The organism is Leisingera thetidis, from assembly GCF_025857195.1.
Classification (GTDB): Bacteria; Pseudomonadota; Alphaproteobacteria; order Rhodobacterales; family Rhodobacteraceae; genus Leisingera; species Leisingera thetidis.
The window spans coordinates 3,475,001-3,496,418 of sequence record NZ_CP109787.1 but is presented as its reverse complement, the minus strand read 5'-3'; the positions used below and the strand labels follow the sequence as shown (position 1 = coordinate 3,496,418).

Sequence of the window (21,418 nt, the reverse complement as noted above, 5' to 3'; positions counted from 1 at the left end):
GATGAACCTGACTGCCCGCTCTTCCCAGGACGCTGCCGCACCGGCCCATGACCGCGTCTACCGTGCTTTGCGCACCCGTATCATGCATGGTGAAATCAGCCCCGGCGCGGCGCTGACGCTGCGTGGCATCGGCCGCGAATTCGATGTCTCGATGACGCCCGCGCGCGAAGCGGTGCGGCGGCTGGCCGCCGAAGGCGCGCTGTTCCTGTCCTCCTCGGGGCGGGTATCGACGCCGGAGCTTTCCAACGAACGGATCGAGGAGCTGGCCGCCCTGCGCGCGCTTCTGGAAGTGGAGCTGGCCAGCCGCGCTCTGCCGCGTGCGCATATGGCGCTGATCGACCGGCTGCAGATGATCAACGCAACCGTGGCCGAGATGGTGTCCAAACGCGATGCGGTTGGCTATATCCGCACCAACCTGGAGTTCCACCGCGCCCTCTACCTGCGCGCCCAGGCGCCGGCGATGCTGGCGATGGCGGAAACTGTCTGGCTGCAGCTCGGCCCCACAATGCGCGCGCTTTACGGCCGGTTGCGCCGCACTGACCCGCCGCAGAACCACCGCCTGATCATCGCCGCGCTGAAGGCCGGGGATGAGCCCGGTCTGCGGCTGGCGGTGCGCTCGGATGTGACCCAGGGGCTGCGGCTGCTGGCCGGGTAGGCGGTGATACAGCCCGTGCAGGCGTGACCGCAGGCGGGGCACTCCCGCCTGCTCAGGAAATTCCTGCGAATTGCCCTCGCAGTTGGGCCAGGCTCGGCACTGGCGCCGAGCCTGGCCCAAGACCGCCAGCGGCGCCGGCTCCAGCCGGTGCTGCGCGGGCGCGGGAGGGCTCCCGCCACACGCAGCCCTTGTTGTTTCACAGATCGGATCAGGTTGCGCTGCCGGTGCGGCAGGGGGGCATGTATGAACTGCCTTCCCCTGCAAGTGATTAGTCGATGCACCGTTGACCCTGCTTCCATGTATTCGGTCTTTACTCGGGACCCTTCGATTTGTCCCTGACCAAGATGGGAAGTCGCGCGTCCTGTGTCTCGTTAGCTCATCGGCACTCAAGGGCCATGCCCCCCGTCAGACTGACAAGACGCCGATCGGTCGCTGGTCCTTCTCCTCCTCGCCCGCAGATTCCATTGTTCCCTCGATCACATCTTTCCCATCATGCGCCAGATATTGCGGTCGGTCGATATCGCTCCCCGGTGGCCAGAATGGCCCAGGCAAACCGCGCCATTTTGTTTGCCATCGCTACCGCCGCGGCATTCACCTGCGCTCGCTCTTTGAGACGATCCACCCACTTGGTGATCGGTGAGGTTCTGTCTCGCACAAGGTGCAGAACGGTTCGAGCTCCATGGATGAAAAGCTTTCGCAGGTATCGGTTGCCAGGCTTCGATATGCCGATCAGCTTGGCTTTGCCGCCAGTCGTAATGTGTCGAGGAACGAGGCCAAGCCATGCGGCAGGATCACGCCCTTTTCCAAAGCCCGGACCCGTGCCGATTGCGGCAACCAACGCGGACGCGATTGCCGGGCCAACACCAGGTATTTCCATTGGGCGAAGCATGTCCGCGTCATTTTTGGCGAGTTGCTTGATCTCGAGATCCAATGCCGTCACGCGTCGATTGATCTCGCCCGGTTCGGAGGCCATGTCGGCCAGCATCTGAATGAGACGCGGTGAAAGATCGGCAGTGCCTTCGGCAGTCAACTTCGTCAGCTCCTTCTGGAAGACATGGCGGCCTGATCCAATGCGCAGGCCACGCTCCGTCAGAAATCCTCGGCCCAGATTGATCAGACGCATCCGATCCGGCACCAAGCGCTCCCGTGCGCGATGCAATGCCAGAAGGCCGGGTTGCTCTTCAGATTTGATTGCGACGAACGACATTGTTGGTCGCGTGGCTGCTTCGGCGATTGCCTCGGCATCCCGGCCGTCGTTCTTGTGGACCTTTACATCGGGCCGGACGTAAAGTGGCGGCATCAAACGGGGGTCGTGCCCGTGCTGGCGGCAGAAGCGGCCAATGTGATGTGCGCCACCACAAGCTTCCATGGCTACTACGCACGGTGCCAGAGTGCTCAGAAAACCCAGAAGTCTGTGACGCTGGAGGCGCCTCCGAAAAGACGACCGCGCCCGCCTCGTCCAGCCCTGCGAGACTGCAAACAGTCTTGCCCGGATCTATGCCTGAAACCTTGATGTCCACCGGAAGCTCCTCTCCTCCGCCAATCCCGCCACGATAGCGGCGGTTCGGTGGGAAGGCAGTTCATCCCATTAGGTCATGCCCCGGCCGGCTTCAGCTGAAGCGGCGCTATCAAACACCCGCGTGTTGTGCGCCGCACCAAAGCTGCGCGGCCCGGGCGGTAAGTATCCGGCCGCAAACGCCAGATGACTTGCTGCCGTGACCGGACAGCCGGGAACGTTCGCGGCAGGCCGCGTTGGCCGGATCGCGGGCCATGCCTCTTCCGTCTGAATGGCCTGCGTTTTGCACCCGAAATGACTGCCGGGAACTCATGGCTGGCAAACGCGGCAAATATCAGCCCGGCCGCCCGGCGGCCTGTGCGCTTGAGATCTTCGGCGGCCGCTGGAGCCTTCTGCTGGTCCGCGGCCTGACCCTAGGCCGCCAGCCCCTTGGAGCCGATGTTCAGGAACTTCTGCCGCCGGTCCTTGACCAGCTCGGCAGCATCCTTGCCGGCCAGCTCGTCCAGCATCTCCTGAATGGCACCGCTCACCGACTTCATCGCGGCCTTGGCGTCGCGGTGGGCACCGCCCAGCGGTTCCGGGATGATCCGGTCATTGACACCCAGCTTGTGCAGGTCCTGCGCGGTGAGGCGCAGCGCCTCGGCGGCCTCACGCATCTTTTCGGCGTCCTTCCACAGGATCGAGGCGCAGCCCTCAGGCGAGATCACCGAATAGATCGAATGCTCCAGCATCGCCACCCGGTTGGCCGAGGCAAAGGCCACGGCGCCGCCGGAGCCGCCTTCGCCGATGATCACCGAGATCAGCGGCACGCCGATCTTCAGGCACATCTCGGTCGAGCGGGCGATCGCTTCCGACTGGCCGCGCTCTTCGGCGCCCTTGCCGGGGTAGGCGCCGGCGGTGTCCACCAGGGTGATCACCGGCAGCTTGAAGCGCCCGGCCATTTCCATCAGCCGGATCGCCTTGCGGTAGCCCTCGGGGCGGGCCATGCCGAAATTGCGCTCGATCCGGGACTTGGTGTCGCTGCCCTTTTCATGGCCGATCACCACCACCGGCTGGTCATTGAAGCGGGCGAGGCCGCCCATCACCGCCAGATCGTCGGCAAAGTTCCGATCACCTGCCAGCGGGGTGTATTCGGTGAACAGCGCTTCGATGTAATCCTTGCAATGCGGCCGCTCGGGATGGCGCGCCACCTGGCATTTGCGCCAGGGTGTCAGGTTCTTGTAGAGGTCCTTCAGCAGCTGCGCCGCCTTGGCGTCGAGCGCCTTGGCCTCGTCCGCCACATCCATTTCCTCGTTCGCGCGGGCCAGCGCCCGCAGCTCCTCCGCCTTGCCCTCGATTTCGGCCAGCGGTTTTTCGAATTCCAGATACTGGGTCATGTCGCCTCTGCTCTGCAGGTTTGCAGCTATATGGCCTTCTGCGCCGCAAGATGCAACTCGCCAAGCGCGGCACGCTTACTGCGGCCAGATCACCGGATAAAGCGAGGCCACCAGCAGCAGCGCCATGGTCCAGTTGAACAGCATCAGCCGCCGCCGGCTGGTCAGCAGCCGCGCCATCTGCTGGCCCAGCACCGTCCAGGAGCCGACCGAGGGCAGGTTGATGGCGCCAAACACCACCCCCACCAGCAGGATCGCCGCCAGCGTCTGATCCGGCGTGTAGGCGCTGATCGCGGTCAGCGCCATCGCCCAGGCCTTGGGGTTCACCCATTGAAAGGCTGCCGCCTGCAGAAACGTCATCGGGCGGCCGTCCGCGCCTCTGGCCTCGACCGGTGCGGCATTGGCGATCTTCCATGCCAGCCACAGCAGGTAGACGACCGAGACCGCCTTCAGCACCGCGTAGCTGACCGGAAAGGCATCAAACACCTGCACCAGCCCGGCGCCGACCAGCAGCACCATGAACACAAACCCCAGGGCCACCCCCAGCATATGCGGGATGGTGCGGCGAAAACCGAAATTGGCGCCCGAGGCCATCAGCATCAGGTTGTTCGGCCCCGGCGTGATCGAGGAGACAAAGGCAAACAGCGCCAGCGCAGTGAGGAGTTCATATGTCATGCGCAAAATCATTGCGCAAAACAGGCCAAATGAAATTGCGTTCTGCTGCGCTTTCGCCGTATTTTCGCAACCAATGGCGAAAAATGACAAGATAAACCAGCAGATATTGCAAGAATTGTCGCGCGACGGCCGGATCAGCAACCTGGATCTGGCGGCGCGTGTCGGCCTCTCCCCCTCTGCCTGCCTGCGCCGGGTGCAGGAGCTCGAGCGCGCAGGCGTCATCGCCGGCTACCGCGCGGTCTTGGACCGGCAGAAGCTGGGAGTGGGCTTTGCCACCTATATCGGTGTCGGCCTGGGCGAGCACACCAAGGAGGCGCAGGAAGCCTTCGAACGCGCCATGCAGGCGGCGCCGGAGGTGGTGGAATGCCACAACATCACCGGCACCATAGAATACCTCTTGCGCGTCGAATGCGCCGACCTGCCCAGTTACAAGAGGTTCCACACCGACATTCTCGGCACGTCTCCCTACGTCACCGCGATCACCACCTATGTGGTGATGGGTTCGCCCAAGGATCTGCGGGCGTGATCTCCGGCCCCGGTTGGATTTTGAGTATTTGGGCAAAGAAGAAGCACAGGTTCCGTCCCTTCTTCTTTGTCCAAATACTCACTGCACAACCGTGGCCGCAGGCGTGCGGCTGCGGGTGTTGCGCACCCTGCGTACGCTGCTCTCACGGGATCTTAAGCCGCCTCTGGCAGTCTTGGCTCCGGTCGCGATCACCCGCCGGGGCTTGGCTCCCCGGCGCTCTTGGAACCGGACTCCCGCCTGGCAGCGGGGTCATGCAGAGACAACGTTTAGCATGCGGGCGGATACGCCCGTCCATCTCCGCCATTTTGGCGGCGCCGCCATTTTCCAACCGCCCCCGCTGATGCAGCATACGGGACATGGGCGTGAGGTTCTGAACAACCGGGCGGGGCAGGGGCCTTGGCCGGGCCTAGCCCCTTGCCAGCAGGTACCGCACCGCAAGCTCCGGCGAGGCCAGCACCGGCACATCCGTTCCGGCGCGGACGGCGGCAGCCGCATCCGCCATCGAAGCTTGCGCCAGAACCACGCAGCCAAAGGCGGCGGTATCCAGCGCTTGCAGCACGTCGGCGGCGATGGCGCGGGCAAAGCCGCCGCCGTCTCCGGCCGCGAACAGATGCCAGTGCCGGTCCAGGTGCAGGCAGGCGAGCTGCGGATCCTGCGCTCCAAAGGCGCGGCGCAGCAGCGTTCCGGAAGGCTCTGCGGTGCTGTCCAGGCAATAGGCCATCAGCACCGGCCCGCCCAGGCGGGCCGCCTCCTGCATCATCGGCCAGTCGATCCGGAGAGCCCCGGCGTCCTCTGCGGCCTCTCCGATGGTGGTACAGGTACACAGGACAGCACCGTCTGCCGCCTCGACGGCCTGGGTGATTTCCCGGCGCAGCGAGGTATCAATGCCGCCCCGGGCCCGTTCCAGCCAATCGGTGCGGACCTGATGCGTCAGTCCGGCCTCCGGCGCCAGCCGGTCAAACCTGTCTGCATGCACCTGCGCGGTGTGCAGCAGTGTGAAACCCGCCATGAAACCCTCTCCTCAAACCCAAAAGGGCGCCCCATCGGGACGCCCTTGAAATCTTCTGTTGCGGACCGGCGTCAGCTGCCCGCAATCAGTTCGGCCTGCGCCACAATCACCTCAGCCTGCTTGATCGAGGCGATATCGACAAGCCGCCCCTTGTAGACGGTGGCGCCGGCGCCGGAGGCCTTGGCTTCCTCCATCGCGGCGAGGATTTCGCGGGCTTCCTGCACTGCTTCCTCGGACGGGGTGAACACCTGGTTGGCCAGCGCGATCTGGCTCGGGTGGATGGCCCATTTGCCGACCATGCCCAGCGTCGCCGAGCGTTTCGCCTGCGCGATATAGCCCTCCTCGTCGGAGAAATCGCCGAACGGGCCGTCGACCGGCAGGATGCCATGGGTGCGGCAGGCGGCGACGATGGCGGCCTGGGCCCAGTGCCAGGGGTCGGACCAGTGCTTCTGGCCGTCGCGGACCATGTAGTAGTTTTCCTGCGTGCCGCCGATGCCGGTGGTCTGCATCCCCATCGAGGCAGCAAAATCCGCGGCCCCCAGGCTCATCGCCTGCAAGCGGGGGGAGGACTTGGCGATCTCCTCGGCATGGGCGATGCCCGCCGCCGATTCGATGATGACTTCGAACGACACCGGTTTGGTGCGGCCCTTGGCGCGCTCGATGGCGGTGGCCAGCGCGTCGACGGCATAGACATCCTCGGCGCAGCCCACCTTGGGGATCATGATCTGGTCCAGCCGCTCGCCGGCCTGCTCCAGAATATCCACCACATCGCGGTACCAGTAGGGCGTGTCCAGCCCGTTGATCCGCACCGACAGGTACTTGCTGCCCCAGTCGACGCTGTTGATCGCCTCGATCACATTGGCGCGGGCCTGGTCCTTGTCGGCGGGGGCCACCGAATCCTCGAGGTCGAGGTTGATGACGTCCGCCGCCGAGGCCGCCATCTTTTCGAACAGCTTGACCTTGGAGCCGGGGCCGAACAGCTGGCAGCGGTTGGGGCGCGCAGGGGCTGCGGGCTGGATGCGGAATGACATGCGGAAACCTCCCGGGGTAAGGAAATTGCAGAATTTTCAGTCCCGGAGTTATTAAATTGCGCGGCCTGTGGCAAGCGGATTTTGCACCTGCGGCAAGGAACGCCGCGTTGCGGCAATCCTGTTTGCGCCCTTTGCGTCGCAAACCTGCGCGCAACCGCCGCCGCCGCCGCCCTAGGGGTGGGGCAAGGCACCGGCCGCAAGCCCCGGTGCGGGAAAGGAGATTCATGAGACGCGCATTGATCGACAACTGGGCCCTGTTTCTGGGCATGCTGCTGCTGATGGTGGGCAACGGGCTGCTGGTCACGCTGCTGACCATCCGCGGCGCGACGCTGGGATTTTCCGATCTGCAAATCTCGGTCATGCAGTCCTGCTATCCGCTGGGGGCGCTGGCCGGCACCATGCTGACGCCGCGGCTGATCGAGAAGGTGGGGCATATCCGGGTGTTCTCGGCGCTGGCCTCGATGGTCTCGGTCGCGGCGATTGCCCATCTGCTGACCTCGGACCCCTACAGCTGGGCCGCCATGCGGCTGCTGGCAGGGTTCTGTTTTCCCGGCCTTTACGTGATCACCGAAAGCTGGCTGAACGCGAAATCGGCGAACCGGATCCGGGCGCAGGTGCTGTCGGTCTATTTCATCATCCAGACGGCAGGCCCGGCGCTGGGCACCGCGATGGTCGGCCTGCCGGACCCAAGCGGCAATCTGCTGTTCGGCTTCACCTCGATCCTGCTGTCGGTGGCGATTGTGCCGCTTCTGCTGTCCGATAACCGGGCGCCGGACTACAGCGCCCCGGACCGGATGCCGGTGACGCGGCTTTACAAGGTGTCGCCGATGACCGTGCTGGGCATCGTGATCATGGGGGCTGGAGTGGTGGCCTGGTACATCAGCCTGCCGCTTTATGCGCTGCAGAACGGATTCAGCGAGGCGCAGGCTTCGGGTGCGCTGGTGGTGGCGCTGATTGCCTCGGCGCTGGTGCAATACCCGGTGGGCTGGCTGTCGGACCGCACCGACCGGCGGCACGTTGTCATTGCGCTCTGCAGTCTTTCGGTTCTGGCGGCGCTGTGGATGGCAGTGGACACGGCGCCGTCGCGCATCGTCATCGGCTTTTCGGTGATCGCGGCAACCACGCTGCCGATCTATTCGATCCTGGCAGCCCACGCCAATGACCACCTGCAGCCGGGCCAGGTTGTGCCTGCCAGCGGCACCATGGCGTTCCTGTTGCAGCTGGGCCAGTTCTTCGGGATCCTGATCGGGCCCAACATGATCCGTCTGGCGGACGGCCGCGGGCTGCAATACCTGCTGATCGGAGTCGGCATCGCCGTTGCGCTGATCGCCGTTGCCCGCCGCGCCAGCACGGACGCACCGCAGGAAACCGGCGAATTCCAGGCGATGGGGGTGATCGGGGTCGCCCAGCCCGGTGCGTTTCAGGCCGAATCCTGGCTTGAGGAGGAGGAAACGTCTGCAAGCGGCGAGCGGGCGGAAGAATCTTCGAAATTGTCCGGGAGGTGACGAAGAATATCGCGCAAAAGACCCTTTCTTGCGCGATTTCGAGAGGACTTTGCGCGAAATTCGCCTGACATTGGCGCGACCTGTTATACTGGAAGGATGAGCGCGATGATCGAGACCCCTTATCTGCTGTTCCTGGGCGACGCGCCTGACATGCTGGCCGCCAAGGTTGCCATCGGCATCCGCGACTGGCGTCCGGACCATGCCGTCGGCCAGATCCGCCTGCCGGGCTGCGGTGCAGACCTGGGCCTGAAGGACCTGACCCTGGCCGAAGCCAGGGAAGCCGGCGCCAAGACCCTGGTGATCGGCGTGGCCAACCGCGGCGGGGTGATCTCGCCCGCGTGGAAGGAAGTCCTGATCGAAGCGCTGGAGATGGGGTATGACCTCGCCTCCGGCCTGCACAACCTGCTGCGCGACGAGGGCGACCTGGTGGCAGCTGCGCAGACCCATGGCGGCACCCTGCATGACGTGCGCGTGCCCACCGTCGGCTACCCGATTGCCAATGGCGTCAAGCGCAAGGGCAAGCGCTGTCTGGCCGTCGGCACCGATTGCTCGGTCGGCAAGATGTACACCGCGATGGCGATGGACGCCGAGATGCAGAAGCGCGGCCTGAAGTCGACTTTCCGCGCCACCGGCCAGACCGGCATCCTGATCACCGGCCACGGCGTGCCGCTGGATGCGGTGGTGGCCGACTTCATGGCGGGTTCCATCGAGTATCTGACGCCGGACAATGACGACGACCACTGGGACCTGATCGAGGGCCAGGGCTCGCTGTTCCACGTCTCCTACTCGGGCGTGACCATGGCGCTGGTGCACGGCGGCCAGCCGGATGCGCTGATCCTGTGCCACGAGCCGACCCGCACCCACATGCGCGGCCTGCCGGATTATGACGTGCCGTCGCTGGAGGAACTGCGCGACGTGGCCCTGCCGCTGGCACAGCGCGCCAACCCGGCCTGCCGGATCGTCGGCATCTCGGTCAACACCCAGCACCTGACCGAGGACGAGGCGGTGAAATACCTGGCCGAGGTGGAAGAGCGCATGGGCCTGCCCGCCGTCGACCCCTACCGCCACGGCGCCGGCCGCCTGGTGGACGCGCTGGCCGCAATCTGATCTAACGGCTCCCGCCGGAGGTGCGTGCCGAAAGGGCAGGAGCCTCCGGCGGGAGTATTTTTTGCAAAGAAGAAGAGGCGGGATGCCTTTCCGGGCGGGGCGCGTGCCGGTCCGCGGGAGTGGCTGCCCGTTGCATGGGAAGGAACAGGCTATGCAGGTCTCCGTCACTCCGGACGTCTTCAAACTGGCGCAGGTCTTCACCATCTCGCGCGGCTCGCGCACCGAGGCCAAGGTGCTGACCGTGCGGGTCGAAAAGGACGGCGCCGCCGGCTGGGGCGAATGCGTGCCCTATGCCCGCTACAACGAGACGCTGGAGAGCGTCACCGCCGAGATCGAAGGGCTGCCCGCCGATTTCACCCGTGAGGAGCTGCAGTCGCTGCTGCCCGCCGGCGCCGCCCGCAACGCGGTCGACTGCGCGCTGTGGGACCTGGAGGCCAAGCAGGCGGGCAAACGCGTCTGGGAACTGGCCGGGCTGCCGGAACCCAAGCCGGAGATCACCGCCTATACGCTGTCGCTGGACACGCCGGAGAAGATGCAGGCGCAGGCGGCCGAAAACGCGCACCGGCCGCTGTTGAAGATCAAGCTCGGCACCCCCGACGACATGCCGCGCCTGCAGGCGGTGCGCGCCGGCGCGCCGGAGGCCAGGATCATCATCGACGCCAACGAGGGCTGGTCGGCCGGGGTTTATGCCGAGCTGGCGCCGCATCTGGTGCGCCTCGGCGTGGAGCTGGTGGAACAGCCGCTGCCCGCGGGCGAGGATGCGGCCCTCATCGGCATGGAGCGCCCGGTCCCGGTCTGCGCCGACGAAAGCTGCCACGACCGCGGAAGCCTGCCCGGGCTCAAGGGCAAGTACGACGTGGTCAACATCAAGCTGGACAAGACCGGCGGCCTTACCGAGGCGCTCAAGCTGCGCGAGGCGGCGCTGGCCGGGGGCTATCAGGTGATGGTCGGCTGCATGGTCGGATCCTCGCTGGCGATGGCGCCTGCGACGCTTGTGGCGCAGGGTGCGGCGGTAACGGATCTTGACGGGCCGCTCCTGCTGGCCGAAGACCGCGCGGAACCTTTGACATTTGATGCCGCCGGGGTGCACCCCCCGAAGGCCGCCCTGTGGGGGTAAGGAGAACAACATGACCCGTACCGTTTATGTGAATGGCGAATATCTGCCCGAGACCGAAGCCAAGGTCTCGATCTTTGACCGCGGCTTCCTGTTTGCCGATGCGGTCTATGAGGTGACCTCGGTCCTCGATGGCAAGCTGATCGACTTCGAAGGCCACGCCGTGCGCCTGGACCGCTCGCTCAAGGAACTGGACATGGCTTCGCCCTGCTCCAAGGAGGAGCTGCTGGAGATCCACCGCAAGCTGGTGGAGCTGAACGGCATCGAAGAGGGGCTGGTGTACCTGCAGGTCTCGCGCGGCTCCGACGGCGACCGGGATTTCGTGTTCCCGTCCGAGGACACCCCGCCGTCGCTGGTTCTGTTCACCCAGAACAAGCCTGGCCTGGCCGACAGCCCGGCGGCGCAAAAGGGCGCCAAGGTGATCTCGATCGACGACATCCGCTGGGGCCGCCGCGACATCAAGACGGTGCAGCTGCTGTATCCGTCGATGGGCAAGATGATGGCGAAGAAGGCGGGCTGCGACGATGCCTGGCTGGTCGAGGACGGTTATGTGACCGAAGGAACCTCGAACAACGCCTATTACGTGAAGGACGGCAAGATCGTGACCCGGCCGCTCAGCAACGACATCCTGCACGGCATCACCCGCGCCGCGGTGCTGCGGCTGGCGGCCGAAGCGCAGATGGAGATCGAGGAGCGCCTGTTCACCATCGAGGAAGCGAAACAGGCGGATGAGGCCTTCACCACCTCCGCCAGCGCCTTTGTGATGCCGGTGGTGGAAATCGACGGCGTGCAGCTGGGCGGCGGCACCCCGGGCCCCATCGCCAGGCGCCTGCGTGAGATCTACCTGGAAGAAAGCCGCAAGAAAGCCGTCTGAGGCTGATTTCCGGACCGGATTGGAAGGCCGCCCCGCCCGGGGGCGGTCTTTTTTGTTCAAAAGGGAATCAATTCTGCTGTGCCGGGCCGGGCGGAAGGCCGGCAAAGCCCGGTTGCGGCAACGGTGCAACGGCGTATTTTCCAGCCATTGGAAATAGTGGCCGCCTGGCTGCCGGACTGTCGCGGAAATCCCTTCTTCAGGCTTGGAATTTTAACTAATTTTACACAAAATGCGCGCTTGGGCGGGGCAATGCAGTACTCTGGTCTCGGGTGATGGCAGCCGGCCGGGGGGGCCGCCAGCCGGAACCGCAGACCGTGGAGGTGCCAGATGCAACAGTGTGATCAGCCGCAGATCGGGGCAACCGTGAACAGCCGGGCCGGGGAGCCGAGCGACGCGGAGATCCTGGCCGCTGTGCGCAAGGTGCTGACCGCGGAAGAGGTGGAGCATCCCGATTATGCCAAGGCGCCGGCCGCCAAGGGCTGGCTGGCGGCCAAGCTCCTGGCGCGGGAGCGTCCGGCCTCCGGCGCGCTGGCAGCGCGGCTTCTGGGCCGCTTCCTCGGCTAGGCGCGCCTTCGGGGGTGCGCGCCTAGCCGAGGAAGCGGCGGCCCGGGAAACTTCGGGACGGCATTTTGCAGCGGCCGCCCGGAACGGGCGGCCTTTTTCGGGCAGCCGCTGCGGCGGCGGACTGTGCTAGTCTTGGCTTTGACCAGGATGGGGCGGGGCACAGATGCTGAACCGGATTTGGATGCTTTTGATGGCGGGGCTGCTGGCTGTGCCGGCAAAAGGCGCGGATGCAGCGGCGGAGTGCGGCGGTGACACCCCCTGCCGGATTGAAGGCGGCGCCTACCATATTGCCCTGCCGGACGGCTGGCAGGGCGGGCCGGCGGTGATGTTCCTGCATGGCTATGGCAGCAGCGGCGCCAAGGTGATTGCCAGCACCGGGCTGGTGGCGGCTTTCACCCGGCGCGGCTATGCGGTGATTGCGCCCAGCGGGCTGCCCTGGAAACACGGCAAACCCTCGGACTGGTCGGTGCGCGACGGCTGGAACACCTATCCCCGCAATGACCGTGTGTTCCTGCGCGAGGTGCTGGCGGATGCCGCGGCCCGCGCCGGGGTGAAGCCGGATCAGCTGCTGTTGAGCGGCTTTTCCCGCGGCGGGTCGATGGTCTGGGATATGGCCTGCCAGGCGCCGGAGTTTGCTGCAGCCTATGCGGCGGTCTCCGGCGGCTTCTGGCTGCCGATGGCGCAGGATTGCGAAGGGCCGGTGCAATTGCTGCATATTCACGGATTTGCCGACGAGGTTGTCCCGCTGGAGGGGCGGGCTATCCCGGGATCGGAGGCAGGCGTTGTGCAGGCCGACATTTGGGAAGGGCTGCAGCTGTGGCGGCGGGAGAATGGCTGCCGCAGCAACGCGGCGGAGCATGAGGCCGCGGACGGTATCTGGCGCAAGCGCTGGCACTGCGCAGGCGGCGGGCTGGAGCTGATCCTGCACAAGGGCGGGCATGGCCTGCCCCAGGGCTGGAGCACAATGGCGCTGGACTGGTTCGAGAGCCTGCCGCGCTGAAGGCGCCGGGCAGCGAGGCCGTTGCCGCCCAGCCGCCCTTGCCCCCTTTTCTGCCGGCGGTCAGTGGCAGTGGACCCGGCCGGTTGCTTTTTCCATATGGCAGCACTGGCCGGGAGGCGAGCTTCTGCGGCAGCCGCCGCCGTGCATCACTGTGTCTTGCTGCATGGCGGGCGCCAGCGCTGCTGACGGGGCCGCGTAAACGCTGGCCGGGGCCAGCAGGGCGGCAATGCACAGGGTGGTTTTCAGAGGCATCATTGGGGGCTTTCGCTTGGATTGCGGTGCCGCTGTATTCTTGCGTTGAGCAGGCGGAGCAAGGCGGATTCCGCATTTTCGGGTGTGGCATTTCGCCAGCGCCTTTTCCGCTGAGGCCCTGGCATCAGGCAGCCGTTCCCGCGCGGTCAGCTGCCCGCCGTCAGCCAGCAGATGGGCGGTGGCGCCGCTGTGCGGGGTGGGGACGTGTCTGGCAAAGAACGGCGGCACGTCTTTGACGGCGCGCTGTCCGTCTGCGTGCGGGGGCTCCGGGCGGTCCGGTCTCCGGACAATCCGCGCCCGCCTGGCAGCGGGGACGCCTGCACTGCTGACACACAGCTGGCAGCAGGCGGCTGATAGACCGGCCGCCGGCGGAATGGAGGGCGGGTATGCCGGCAGGACTTGTGCAGCGGCGCGCGGCAGGCGTGTTTCTTGTGGTGGTTTCGGCGGCGGTGTTCAGCTCGGCGGGGATCTTCACCCGCTCCGTCACCGCGGCGGCCTGGGCGATCCTCTTCTGGCGCGGGCTGGCGGCAGCGGGGCTGACGCTGGCCTATCTGGCCGTGCGCGGGCAGCTTGCTGCGGAGGTGCGGGCCTTTGACAGGCGCGCCCTGCTGATTGCGGTGCTGGGCGCGGCGGGCAGTGCCGCCTTCATCCCGGCCTTCAAGCTGAGCAGCGTGGCCAACGTGGCGCTGATCTATGCCGCGGCGCCGTTTGCGGCTGCCGGGCTGGCCTGGCTGACGCTGCGCGAAAGGCCGCGGCGCCGGGTTGTGCTGGCCGGTTTGGCAGCGCTGGGCGGGGTGGCGGTCATTGTGTCCGGGCCATCGGGGCAGGGCAGCCTGGCAGGCGACGGGCTGGCGCTGTTCATGACGCTGATGATGGCGGCGGTCATGACCGCCTACCGCAAATGGCCGGGGGTGCCGGCAGCATTGCCGAATGCGGCGGCGTCGCTGCTGCTGCTGCCGGTGGCGGCGGCCTGCACCCCGGTGGCGGAGGTTCCGGCAGCTGAGATGCCGCTGCTGATCCTGTTCGGACTGGTGTTTGCGGTGGCCTCGGTCACTCTGTGCGAGGGGGCGCGGCGGCTGCCTGCGGCGGAAACCGCGCTGCTGTCGGCGCTGGAGACCCCGCTGGCGCCGCTGCTGGCCTTTTTGATCCTTGCCGAACGTCCGGGGCTGGAGACGCTTGCAGGCGGCGCGGTGATTTTTACAGCCGTTCTCTGGGCGCAGAAACCGCCCGCCCGCGGGCGCCGGGAGGCGCCTACGTCTTGTCCGTCACGTTTTCCTTGAACGCCACCTCGAAGGCGGCCTGTTTGCCGGCGCCGGCCTCGGTCTGGTGGTTGGCTTTCCACTCGGCCATGGTCATGCCGTAGTAGATTTCCCGCGCCTCGGTCTTGTCCATTTCGATGCCGCGTTCGCCGGCGGCCTCCTGGTACCAGCGCGCCAGGCAGTTGCGGCAGAAGCCGGCCAGGTTCATCAGGTCGATGTTCTGCACATCGGTGCGGTCTTCCATCAGGTGCTTCTGCAGGCGGCGGAAGGCGGCGGCCTGGATTTCAATTTCGGTCTGCTTGTCCATGGCGGGCACTCCGGAGTGAATTTCGCGTCCCCGAAGGCCTAGCAGCCGGGGCAGGGGCGGGCAATGGGTCCACGCGGCGGGATCAGATCAGCTGCAAGGCGATCCAGGGCCCCAGTGCGGTGGCGAAGATCATGAGCTTGTAGGTGCCGAGCCAGCGGTAGATGGTGAGGCTGACATCCGCGGGCGCCAGCCCGAACATGCGGGCATGAAGGCTTGCGGCCCAATCCCGCGCAAGCAGGACCAGTATGGCGGACAGGGTGAACAGTCCGAGATGCAAAACGGTCAGCCAGCCGAAGAAGGCGGAGAGGGTTTCCTGGGTCATTGCGGCTTCTTTGCCGGTGTTGCCCGCGTTTCCGTATTGGAATATGGGGGCGCCAGGAGCGCCCTGCAATGCCGCGCAGGCGCTGTCAGCCGTTTCCCGGCGCGGGAAACGGCCAGGAAAAATCGATTTTTCCTGGCCGGAATTCGTGCCGAATTCCGGCGTCAGAGACCGGAGGCCGCCAAGGCCCGCGGCAGGACGCCGGCCAGCCGTTCGGCCCATTCATGCTGGCCGGTGTGTTCGGCAATCAGGTCATTCCGGAGCTCGACCAGCGTGTTGGGGCGGCCCGGTTTGGTGGCGTGGGTCTCGATCGCGTCGCCCGGCAGGTAGCCGGTGTAGGGTTCGTTGACGCCGACGCAGAGGCCGTCCTCGCGGTTCAGCTCATCAATCACAAAGGGCGAAAACCGCTCGCCTTCGGGGAACAGGATGCCGATCTCCCAGGGCCGCGGCGGCCGTCCGCGCAGCTGGCGGGTGAAGGAGTGGACCGAGACGATCACCGTGCGCGGGCGTTCCGCCAGCCGCGCCAGCGCCCGGTGGTAGGGGCGGTAGCAGTTTTCCAGCCGCTCCTTCAGCGCGGCCCCGCCGGCGTGGCGGTTGGCGGGAATGATGGTGCCGTCGTAGAGCTTCATCAGCAGGGTCGGATCATCCTCGCCGCGGTTGGGATCGATCACCAGGCGCGAGAAGTTGGAGGCCACCACCGGCGCGTCCAGCATCTCGCCCAAGAGCTTCGACACCTCATAGGCGCCGACGTCATAGGCGATGTGGCGTTCCATATCCTCGCGCGGGAGGCCAAGGTCGCCGCCGCCGGCGAAATGCGGCACATGGTTGGTTGCGTGATCGCAGGTGATCAGCCAGCGGGCGGGGCGGTCTGCGCCGTGAACAAAAAACGGTGTGTATGTCATGAGCCTGATATGTTTTGCCGCAAGCTGTTTACGGGAGTTGCGGCAGAATGGGAATTGGGGGATAAGCACCTCAACGCTGTTTGCGGTAACATATTTCAGGTCCGGAGGAGAAGACCCCTATGAAACGCTCGCGCAATGTGAAGATTGTCGCCACCCTGGGGCCGGCTTCGGACACCTATGAGACCATCCGCGCCCTGCATGAGGCCGGCGCCGATGTGTTCCGGCTGAACATGTCGCACGGCAGCCACCCGGAGATCGCCGAAAAGCACAAGATCATCCGCCAGGTGGAACAGGACCTGGACAGCCCGATTGCGATTCTGGCGGATTTGCAGGGCCCCAAGCTGCGCGTCGGCGTCTTTGCCAAGGGGGCCGAGGAGCTGGAGGCGGGCGCCAGGTTCCGGCTCGACCTGGACGAGGCGGAGGGCGACGTGAACCGTGTGTGCCTGCCGCATCCGGAGATCTTCCAGGCGCTGGAGCCGGGGGCGCATCTTTTGGTCAATGACGGCAAGATCCGTCTGGCGGTGGAGGATTGCGGCCTGGATTTCGCCGATTGCATCGTGGAGACCGGCGGCACCATTTCCAACCGCAAGGGGGTGAACGTGCCGGATGTGGTGCTGCCGCTGGCGGCGCTGTCGGAGAAGGACCGGGCGGATCTGGAATTTGTCTGCGCCCTGGGCGTGGACTGGCTGGCGCTGTCGTTTGTGCAGCGGGCCAAGGACGTTTATGAGGCGCGGGCGCTGGCCGATGGCCGCGCGGCGGTGCTGTCGAAGATCGAGAAGCCGCAGGCGGTGGAGGATTTCGAGGCGATCCTGGATGCCTCCGACGGCATCATGGTGGCGCGCGGCGACCTGGGGGTTGAGCTGCCGGTGGCGGCGGTGCCGCCGATCCAGAAACGGCTGGTGCGCAAGTGCCGGGCCGCGGCCAAGCCGGTGATCGTGGCGACCCAGATGCTGGAAAGCATGATCGAAAGCCCGATGCCGACCCGGGCCGAAGTCTCGGATGTGGCCACTGCCATCTACGAGGGCGCCGACGCGGTGATGCTGAGCGCCGAATCCGCGGCCGGCCAGTACCCCATCGAGGCGGTGCAGACCATGGACAAGGTGGCCATCGAGGTCGAGGCCGACCCGACCTATACCCAGATCATCACCGCTTCGCGCTCGGCCAAGGGGACCACCGTGGCCGACGGCATCGTGGCGGCGGCGCGGGAGATTGCCGAGAAGACCGAGATCAAGGCGATCTGCTGCTTTACCCAGTCGGGCACCACCGCGCTGCTGACCGCACGTGAGCGTCCGGGGGTGCCGATCATCGCGATGACGCCGGTCAGCGCCACGGCGCGGCGGCTTTGCCTCAGCTGGGGCTGCAAATGCGTGATGACGCCGGAACTGGACCGCTTCAAGGGCGCAGTGGTGAGTGCGGCGCGGGCGGCGCGGGCGGGGGGCTATGCCAGCGAAGGCGACCAGATCGTGGTCACCGCGGGGGTGCCCTTCAATGTGCCGGGCACGACCAATATCCTGCGGATTGCCCCCTGCGATGAACGGCTGATCTACAGCACCGACCCGGAGTGACCGGGCTCCTCCCGGCCGCAAGCCGCAGGGAGCAAGCATCCGGCTGCCGCCTGCCGCGGCCCGCCGCGGATGCCGCGAATTGAAAACGGGCTGCGGGCGCCTACCATTTTCCTCGTTGTTCAACGTGGAACGAGGGAACGGGCGCATGGATACGGATCTGCCGCTGATCGCGGGGCTGGTGATTGCCGGCTTTTCGGTGCCGTCGATCTTGTCGGCTTTCAGCTAGCGGCGCCCGCCGCGGGCCTCGCTGCTGACCATCGTGATCGCAATCGGCCTGATCACATATGCGGTGGTGATGAAACCCGGCGGATACCGCATGGAGGAGATCCCGGATGCGTTTTTCCGGGTTCTCGGAACCCTTCTGTAGAGAAACCGCTTGCCCCCCGGCCAAGCATTGCGTATTGGGCAGCCCTGTTCCGCGCGGCCGGCCTTTCTTAGGCATGCCGAGTCGCGCGTCTAGCGAACCTGCATTGAAGGAGACGGAAATGCCCAAGATGAAGACAAAGTCGAGCGCCAAGAAGCGCTTCAAGGTGACTGCCACTGGCAAGGTCATGGCAGGTCAGGCCGGCAAGCGCCACGGCATGATCAAGCGGACCCGCAAGTTCATCCGTGACGCCCGCGGCACCACCACCCTGTCGGCCCCCGACGCAAAGATCGTCAAGGGCTTCATGCCCTACGACCGCTAAGAGGAGATTGAGATATGTCCCGCGTTAAAGGTGGTACCACGACTCACGCCCGTCACAAGAAGGTCATCAAGGCAGCCAAAGGTTACTACGGCCGCCGCAAGAACACCTTCAAGGTTGCCCGTCAGGCCGTCGACAAGGCGAACCAGTATGCAACCCGCGACCGCAAGAACCGCAAGCGCAACTTCCGCGCGCTGTGGATCCAGCGGATCAACGCTGCTGTGCGTTCGCATGACGAAGCGCTGACCTACTCCCGCTTCATCAACGGCCTGACCCTGGCCGGCATCGAAGTGGACCGCAAGGTTCTGGCCGACCTGGCCGTGCACGAGCCCGAAGCCTTTGGTGCCATCGTGCGCCAGGCACAGGACGCGCTGGCAGCCTAAGCCGCCAGACGGATCCGATTTCAGCAAAGGCCGCTCCGGTTGGGGCGGCCTTTCTTGTTTGGCGGGCCGCGGCTGGCAAGCCCCGGTTCCCAGGGCCGCGGGACTTGGCCGGACGGGCAGAGCCGCTGTCCGAGAGTGAATTCGAAAACCCGGCCCGATGCGGGCTCGCGGAAGCCAGGCTGGCGCAGCGCGCCGCAATGCCCCTCTCCGGCCGCGCCTGCCGCGTGCGCTTTCGGATCCTTCACGAAGGTCTGCGGCTGTGGCCTGGCTCCTGCGGGGCTTCCTGCACCGGCCCTGGCGGCATGCCGGGCCCCCGGACGGAAGGCAGACGAGCGGTGCATCCCGGAAAACACCGGGCAGCGGCAAGGGGTCAGGCCGCGGGGATGGGAAACTCGACAATCCGCCAATAGCGGCCAACCATATCGACAAGCTGCAGAAAATCGTGCCCCGCCGTTTCTTTGACGATATAGCCTGCAGCATTCAGGCCGTATGCCGCATTGATGTCCTGCTCGTGGCTTGAGGTGGTCAGGAAGAAGACCACTGTTTTGCTCAGTTCAGGGTCGCTGCGCAGTTCCTGGACCAGTTCGATGCCATTCATCCGCGGCATGTTGATGTCGGCCAGCAGCACGTAGGGCGGTTCGAACTTTTCCTTGCCGCCGGTCCCCCGCAGGATATCGAGCGCCTCGACGCCGTCGGTTGCCCGGGTGATCCCGTTGGCGACCTTGACCTGCCGGAACGCCCGCAGAACGGCCTTGGCGTCGCCGCTGTCATCTTCGACCAGAAGAATCTTCAGTTCTTTCTGGCCGCCATAAGCCTTGATGCTGTCGGCCATCTAGGCACCTCCTTCCCGGGCGGTCCGCGGCTTGGGCCAGGTGAAGCGGAATTCGCAGCCTTCCCCCGGCGCGGATTTGACTGTTACCTCGCCGCCGCCGTACTCAACGTGTTTCTTGACGATCGCCAGGCCGATGCCGCTGCCCTCGACCTCGTCACGCGACTTCAGCGTCTGGAACATCTTGAAGATCTGCTCGTGATACTCGGGATCGATGCCGGGCCCGTCGTCGGCCACCGAAAAGACATAGTGATCCCCGGCGTCCTTCACCGACACATCAATCACGCCGGTGCCGGTCTCGCTATGCTTGATTCCGTTGGAGATCAGGTTTGCGAAAATCTGTTTCAGCGGCATGTTCGGCAGCTGGATGCGGGCGAAATCAGGGGCGATGTTGATCGTGAACCCCCCGGGCTGGTCAATCAGCATCAGGACCTCCTGCATCAGCACGTCGCCCGTCATGATTTCCTGGTCGCGGCTGTCCGTCCTGCGTCCGGCCCGGGAGTATTCGTGCAGATCATCCAGCAGCCGTTCCATCCGCGAAACCCGGGAGCGGAGCAATTGCAGGTTTTCGCGGCTCTCGTCGTCTAGGGTGCCAGCCAGATCCTCCTCCAGCCAGCGGGAGGCATTGCCGATCACCCGCAGCGGCGCCCGCAGGTCGTGGGAGGCCACATAGACAAAATCGTCCAGGTCGCGGTTCGACCGGGCCAGTTCCTTCACGAACTGCTCCCGTTCCGCCTCGGTCCGTTTCTGATCGGAAATGTCGCGGACGATGCCGCTGAACAGGCGGTGCGGGCCGACCTGCACGTCGCTGACCGACAGGCTGAGCGGAAAGGTGCTGCCATCCTTGCGCCGCCCCCGCACCTCCCGGCTGACACCGATAACGTTCTTGTGCCCGGTTTTCAGGAAGGCGCGGATGTAGCCGTCATGTTCCGAGTGGTAGGGCTCGGGCATCAGGAATTTGATATTCCGGCCGATGGCTTCTCCGGGGGAGTACCCGAAGATCCGGTGGCAGGCGCGGTTGTAGCTTTGGATGGCGCCGTCAGTGCCAATGGTTATCAGCCCATCGACAGTGTTGTCCTGTATGGCCGCCAGTTCGCTTTGCTTCTGCTCCAGAGAAAGCTGAATGCCTTTCAGCTTGTGGACGGTGAAGGCAATGATCCAAAGCGCCAGGATCGCCAACAGCCTGTTTGCCAGGATCACGCCCTCGTGGACGCCGATCCGGTGGAACAGCGCGTAGCCCGCCAGCGTCAGTGCTGTTGCAATTGCAGCATAAATGAAGGCCGCATTCGGCTTGGCTGACCAGACAGCGCAGAAGAAGAATGCGGCGTACACAATGCCGGCCGCCACGCCAAGCGGCGTCAGATAGTCAAACAGAAAGCCCGCGGCGGCCATCGGAACCGCAGCATAGTGCGCCTGGGACTTGAGGCGGCTCCGCCAGAGGGACAGCGGTTCCGCTTCGATTGGCCGGACAAGTGTCATCACTGCTGCTTCCTGTTTTTGCCGCGCCCAATCAGAGGCCAAACCGCACGTTGAAGCGGTGCTCCGCACCAGAAATCAGCCAGGGAGCAACTTGCAAAGTTTCATGTGCAGAATACATCCTATGAGTACTTTTTCTACCACTTTTCTCCTAAAGGTTGCTTAACCGCAATCGTGCAGCCTGAAAGACGGCGCTCCGGACGGCTGAAAGCCTGCGCCGGGCCGCGGGTACTGTGCGGCCGGGGCCGCCGCGCTGCGCGCTCCTGGCCGGGACGGCGGCGTTAAGAAGTCTCTAGTGGTCTTACGGTACCCTGATACCGAGCCCGGAGAATCAGGAACGCGCGGAGAGGTGTATTGTTTTTCAAATCAAAAGCGGCAAAGACCGCGGAACTGGACAGTAGTGCCAGGATCGTCGCCGATATGGTTGACCGCACCCAGGCAACGATCCAGTTCAAACCGGATGGCACGATCCTGACTGCAAACGGCAACTTCCT

23 protein-coding genes and 1 pseudogene (1 of these 24 only partly in view) are annotated in these 21,418 nt (G+C 65.4%); 13 read left to right on the top strand and 11 right to left on the bottom strand.

The features are described from left to right. Position 1 precedes the first annotated feature (1 nt). Positions 2–655 carry a GntR family transcriptional regulator gene (locus OKQ63_RS16860; RefSeq protein WP_264211191.1) on the top strand — a complete coding sequence of 218 codons (654 nt, stop codon included), beginning with the start codon at positions 2–4 and terminating at the stop codon, positions 653–655. A 490-nt stretch (positions 656–1,145) separates the two neighbouring features. Here the strand turns inward: OKQ63_RS16860 and OKQ63_RS16855 are convergent. From OKQ63_RS16855 to OKQ63_RS16845, 3 genes and pseudogenes are all read right to left on the bottom strand, one after another. Then, positions 1,146–2,175, bottom strand: a pseudogene (locus tag OKQ63_RS16855) (IS110 family RNA-guided transposase). 409 nt (positions 2,176–2,584) lie between these two features. Beyond that, positions 2,585–3,547 (bottom strand): acetyl-CoA carboxylase carboxyltransferase subunit alpha, encoded by a 963-nt coding sequence (locus tag OKQ63_RS16850; protein ID WP_264211190.1) that lies wholly within the window; start codon positions 3,545–3,547, stop codon positions 2,585–2,587. A gap of 75 nt (positions 3,548–3,622) precedes the next feature. Beyond that, positions 3,623–4,219 carry a LysE family translocator gene (locus OKQ63_RS16845; protein ID WP_264211189.1) on the bottom strand — a complete coding sequence of 199 codons (597 nt, stop codon included), beginning with the start codon at positions 4,217–4,219 and terminating at the stop codon, positions 3,623–3,625. Positions 4,220–4,292: 73 nt separating this feature from the next. Between OKQ63_RS16845 and OKQ63_RS16840 the strand changes: the two genes are divergently transcribed. Beyond that, positions 4,293–4,745 carry an Lrp/AsnC family transcriptional regulator gene (locus OKQ63_RS16840; protein WP_264211188.1) on the top strand — a complete coding sequence of 151 codons (453 nt, stop codon included), beginning with the start codon at positions 4,293–4,295 and terminating at the stop codon, positions 4,743–4,745. A 406-nt stretch (positions 4,746–5,151) separates the two neighbouring features. Here the strand turns inward: OKQ63_RS16840 and OKQ63_RS16835 are convergent, their stop codons facing one another. After that, positions 5,152–5,754, bottom strand: coding sequence for a hypothetical protein (locus OKQ63_RS16835; protein ID WP_264211187.1), 603 nt, complete (start codon positions 5,752–5,754; stop codon positions 5,152–5,154). A 71-nt stretch (positions 5,755–5,825) separates the two neighbouring features. After that, positions 5,826–6,785 (bottom strand): L-malyl-CoA/beta-methylmalyl-CoA lyase, encoded by a 960-nt coding sequence (locus OKQ63_RS16830; protein ID WP_264211186.1) that lies wholly within the window; start codon positions 6,783–6,785, stop codon positions 5,826–5,828. 224 nt (positions 6,786–7,009) lie between these two features. Between OKQ63_RS16830 and OKQ63_RS16825 the strand changes: the two genes are divergently transcribed. The 6 genes from OKQ63_RS16825 (at position 7,010) to OKQ63_RS16800 (ending at position 12,949) form a co-directional block, all read left to right on the top strand. Continuing rightward, positions 7,010–8,290, top strand: coding sequence for an MFS transporter (locus tag OKQ63_RS16825; RefSeq protein ID WP_264211185.1), 1,281 nt, complete (start codon positions 7,010–7,012; stop codon positions 8,288–8,290). Positions 8,291–8,395: 105 nt separating this feature from the next. After that, positions 8,396–9,397 (top strand): N-acetyltransferase DgcN, encoded by a 1,002-nt coding sequence (gene dgcN / locus OKQ63_RS16820; protein ID WP_264211184.1) that lies wholly within the window; start codon positions 8,396–8,398, stop codon positions 9,395–9,397. A 151-nt stretch (positions 9,398–9,548) separates the two neighbouring features. Then, positions 9,549–10,514: an N-acetyl-D-Glu racemase DgcA gene (dgcA, locus tag OKQ63_RS16815; RefSeq protein WP_264211183.1), complete on the top strand. Its 966-nt coding sequence runs from the start codon at positions 9,549–9,551 to the stop codon at positions 10,512–10,514. A gap of 10 nt (positions 10,515–10,524) precedes the next feature. Continuing rightward, positions 10,525–11,385 carry a D-amino-acid transaminase gene (locus tag OKQ63_RS16810; protein WP_264211182.1) on the top strand — a complete coding sequence of 287 codons (861 nt, stop codon included), beginning with the start codon at positions 10,525–10,527 and terminating at the stop codon, positions 11,383–11,385. 327 nt (positions 11,386–11,712) lie between these two features. Beyond that, positions 11,713–11,949 (top strand): hypothetical protein, encoded by a 237-nt coding sequence (locus tag OKQ63_RS16805; RefSeq protein WP_264211181.1) that lies wholly within the window; start codon positions 11,713–11,715, stop codon positions 11,947–11,949. A 163-nt stretch (positions 11,950–12,112) separates the two neighbouring features. Then, positions 12,113–12,949 carry a CE1 family esterase gene (locus OKQ63_RS16800; RefSeq protein WP_264211180.1) on the top strand — a complete coding sequence of 279 codons (837 nt, stop codon included), beginning with the start codon at positions 12,113–12,115 and terminating at the stop codon, positions 12,947–12,949. A 60-nt stretch (positions 12,950–13,009) separates the two neighbouring features. Here the strand turns inward: OKQ63_RS16800 and OKQ63_RS16795 are convergent, their stop codons facing one another. Next, entirely contained in the window at positions 13,010–13,204 is a 195-nt protein-coding gene (locus OKQ63_RS16795; protein WP_264211179.1) for a hypothetical protein, read from the bottom strand. Between the two features lie 383 nt (positions 13,205–13,587). Here OKQ63_RS16795 and OKQ63_RS16790 point away from each other — a divergent pair, with 383 nt between their 5' ends. After that, the gene (locus tag OKQ63_RS16790) at positions 13,588–14,481 is read left to right on the top strand and encodes a DMT family transporter (protein WP_264211178.1); all 894 of its coding nucleotides are present in this window, start codon (positions 13,588–13,590) and stop codon (positions 14,479–14,481) included. On the opposite strand, the gene OKQ63_RS16785 is transcribed toward OKQ63_RS16790, so the two are convergent. The 3 genes from OKQ63_RS16785 to OKQ63_RS16775 all read right to left on the bottom strand — a co-directional run bounded on the left by OKQ63_RS16785 (position 14,453) and on the right by OKQ63_RS16775 (position 15,988). Then, the gene (locus OKQ63_RS16785; RefSeq protein WP_264211177.1) at positions 14,453–14,767 is read right to left on the bottom strand and encodes a DUF1244 domain-containing protein; all 315 of its coding nucleotides are present in this window, start codon (positions 14,765–14,767) and stop codon (positions 14,453–14,455) included. The genes OKQ63_RS16790 and OKQ63_RS16785 overlap by 29 nt on opposite strands. 82 nt (positions 14,768–14,849) lie before the next feature. Then, complete coding sequence (locus OKQ63_RS16780) at positions 14,850–15,089, bottom strand: DUF6868 family protein (protein ID WP_264211176.1); 240 nt, start codon at positions 15,087–15,089, stop codon at positions 14,850–14,852. Positions 15,090–15,250: 161 nt separating this feature from the next. After that, a complete protein-coding gene (locus OKQ63_RS16775) occupies positions 15,251–15,988 on the bottom strand; it encodes an N-formylglutamate amidohydrolase (RefSeq protein ID WP_264211175.1) in 738 nt (245 codons plus the stop codon). Between the two features lie 119 nt (positions 15,989–16,107). On the opposite strand from OKQ63_RS16775, the gene pyk reads away from it, so the two are divergent. The 3 genes from pyk to rplT all read left to right on the top strand — a co-directional run bounded on the left by pyk (position 16,108) and on the right by rplT (position 18,619). Next, a complete protein-coding gene (gene pyk / locus OKQ63_RS16770) occupies positions 16,108–17,553 on the top strand; it encodes a pyruvate kinase (protein ID WP_264211174.1) in 1,446 nt (481 codons plus the stop codon). A 485-nt stretch (positions 17,554–18,038) separates the two neighbouring features. Beyond that, positions 18,039–18,239 carry a 50S ribosomal protein L35 gene (rpmI, locus tag OKQ63_RS16760; protein ID WP_027263382.1) on the top strand — a complete coding sequence of 67 codons (201 nt, stop codon included), beginning with the start codon at positions 18,039–18,041 and terminating at the stop codon, positions 18,237–18,239. Positions 18,240–18,253: 14 nt separating this feature from the next. Beyond that, positions 18,254–18,619 carry a 50S ribosomal protein L20 gene (gene rplT / locus OKQ63_RS16755; protein WP_008557989.1) on the top strand — a complete coding sequence of 122 codons (366 nt, stop codon included), beginning with the start codon at positions 18,254–18,256 and terminating at the stop codon, positions 18,617–18,619. Between the two features lie 370 nt (positions 18,620–18,989). Here rplT and OKQ63_RS16750 read toward each other — a convergent pair whose 3' ends face one another. Together OKQ63_RS16750 and OKQ63_RS16745 are read right to left on the bottom strand one after the other, a co-directional pair. Then, complete coding sequence (locus OKQ63_RS16750) at positions 18,990–19,451, bottom strand: response regulator (RefSeq protein ID WP_264211173.1); 462 nt, start codon at positions 19,449–19,451, stop codon at positions 18,990–18,992. After that, positions 19,452–20,927 (bottom strand): sensor histidine kinase, encoded by a 1,476-nt coding sequence (locus tag OKQ63_RS16745; protein ID WP_264211172.1) that lies wholly within the window; start codon positions 20,925–20,927, stop codon positions 19,452–19,454. Between the two features lie 351 nt (positions 20,928–21,278). Between OKQ63_RS16745 and OKQ63_RS16740 the strand changes: the two genes are divergently transcribed. Beyond that, positions 21,279–21,418, top strand: the start of a protein-coding gene (locus OKQ63_RS16740; protein ID WP_264211171.1) for a methyl-accepting chemotaxis protein. Its footprint extends 1,291 nt past the window's final position; 140 of the gene's 1,431 nt are visible here — the first part of the coding sequence; its start codon is at positions 21,279–21,281; its stop codon lies beyond the right edge, outside the window.

Bases quoted from the DNA above. Each gene is read 5' to 3' on its own strand.
- dgcN (WP_264211184.1), top strand. From the start codon at position 8,396: ATGATCGAGACCCCTTATCTGCTGTTCCTGGGCGACGCGCCTGACATG.
- OKQ63_RS16775 (WP_264211175.1), bottom strand. From the start codon at position 15,988: ATGACATACACACCGTTTTTTGTTCACGGCGCAGACCGCCCCGCCCGC.
- OKQ63_RS16830 (WP_264211186.1), bottom strand. From the start codon at position 6,785: ATGTCATTCCGCATCCAGCCCGCAGCCCCTGCGCGCCCCAACCGCTGC.
- OKQ63_RS16750 (WP_264211173.1), bottom strand. From the start codon at position 19,451: ATGGCCGACAGCATCAAGGCTTATGGCGGCCAGAAAGAACTGAAGATT.
- dgcA (WP_264211183.1), top strand. From the start codon at position 9,549: ATGCAGGTCTCCGTCACTCCGGACGTCTTCAAACTGGCGCAGGTCTTC.
- OKQ63_RS16800 (WP_264211180.1), top strand. From the start codon at position 12,113: ATGCTGAACCGGATTTGGATGCTTTTGATGGCGGGGCTGCTGGCTGTG.
- OKQ63_RS16835 (WP_264211187.1), bottom strand. From the start codon at position 5,754: ATGGCGGGTTTCACACTGCTGCACACCGCGCAGGTGCATGCAGACAGG.
- OKQ63_RS16840 (WP_264211188.1), top strand. From the start codon at position 4,293: ATGGCGAAAAATGACAAGATAAACCAGCAGATATTGCAAGAATTGTCG.
- OKQ63_RS16805 (WP_264211181.1), top strand. From the start codon at position 11,713: ATGCAACAGTGTGATCAGCCGCAGATCGGGGCAACCGTGAACAGCCGG.
- OKQ63_RS16790 (WP_264211178.1), top strand. From the start codon at position 13,588: ATGCCGGCAGGACTTGTGCAGCGGCGCGCGGCAGGCGTGTTTCTTGTG.
- OKQ63_RS16850 (WP_264211190.1), bottom strand. From the start codon at position 3,547: ATGACCCAGTATCTGGAATTCGAAAAACCGCTGGCCGAAATCGAGGGC.
- OKQ63_RS16860 (WP_264211191.1), top strand. From the start codon at position 2: ATGAACCTGACTGCCCGCTCTTCCCAGGACGCTGCCGCACCGGCCCAT.
- OKQ63_RS16795 (WP_264211179.1), bottom strand. From the start codon at position 13,204: ATGATGCCTCTGAAAACCACCCTGTGCATTGCCGCCCTGCTGGCCCCG.
- OKQ63_RS16845 (WP_264211189.1), bottom strand. From the start codon at position 4,219: ATGACATATGAACTCCTCACTGCGCTGGCGCTGTTTGCCTTTGTCTCC.
- OKQ63_RS16810 (WP_264211182.1), top strand. From the start codon at position 10,525: ATGACCCGTACCGTTTATGTGAATGGCGAATATCTGCCCGAGACCGAA.
- OKQ63_RS16745 (WP_264211172.1), bottom strand. From the start codon at position 20,927: ATGACACTTGTCCGGCCAATCGAAGCGGAACCGCTGTCCCTCTGGCGG.
- rpmI (WP_027263382.1), top strand. From the start codon at position 18,039: ATGCCCAAGATGAAGACAAAGTCGAGCGCCAAGAAGCGCTTCAAGGTG.
- OKQ63_RS16825 (WP_264211185.1), top strand. From the start codon at position 7,010: ATGAGACGCGCATTGATCGACAACTGGGCCCTGTTTCTGGGCATGCTG.
- OKQ63_RS16780 (WP_264211176.1), bottom strand. From the start codon at position 15,089: ATGACCCAGGAAACCCTCTCCGCCTTCTTCGGCTGGCTGACCGTTTTG.
- rplT (WP_008557989.1), top strand. From the start codon at position 18,254: ATGTCCCGCGTTAAAGGTGGTACCACGACTCACGCCCGTCACAAGAAG.
- pyk (WP_264211174.1), top strand. From the start codon at position 16,108: ATGAAACGCTCGCGCAATGTGAAGATTGTCGCCACCCTGGGGCCGGCT.
- OKQ63_RS16785 (WP_264211177.1), bottom strand. From the start codon at position 14,767: ATGGACAAGCAGACCGAAATTGAAATCCAGGCCGCCGCCTTCCGCCGC.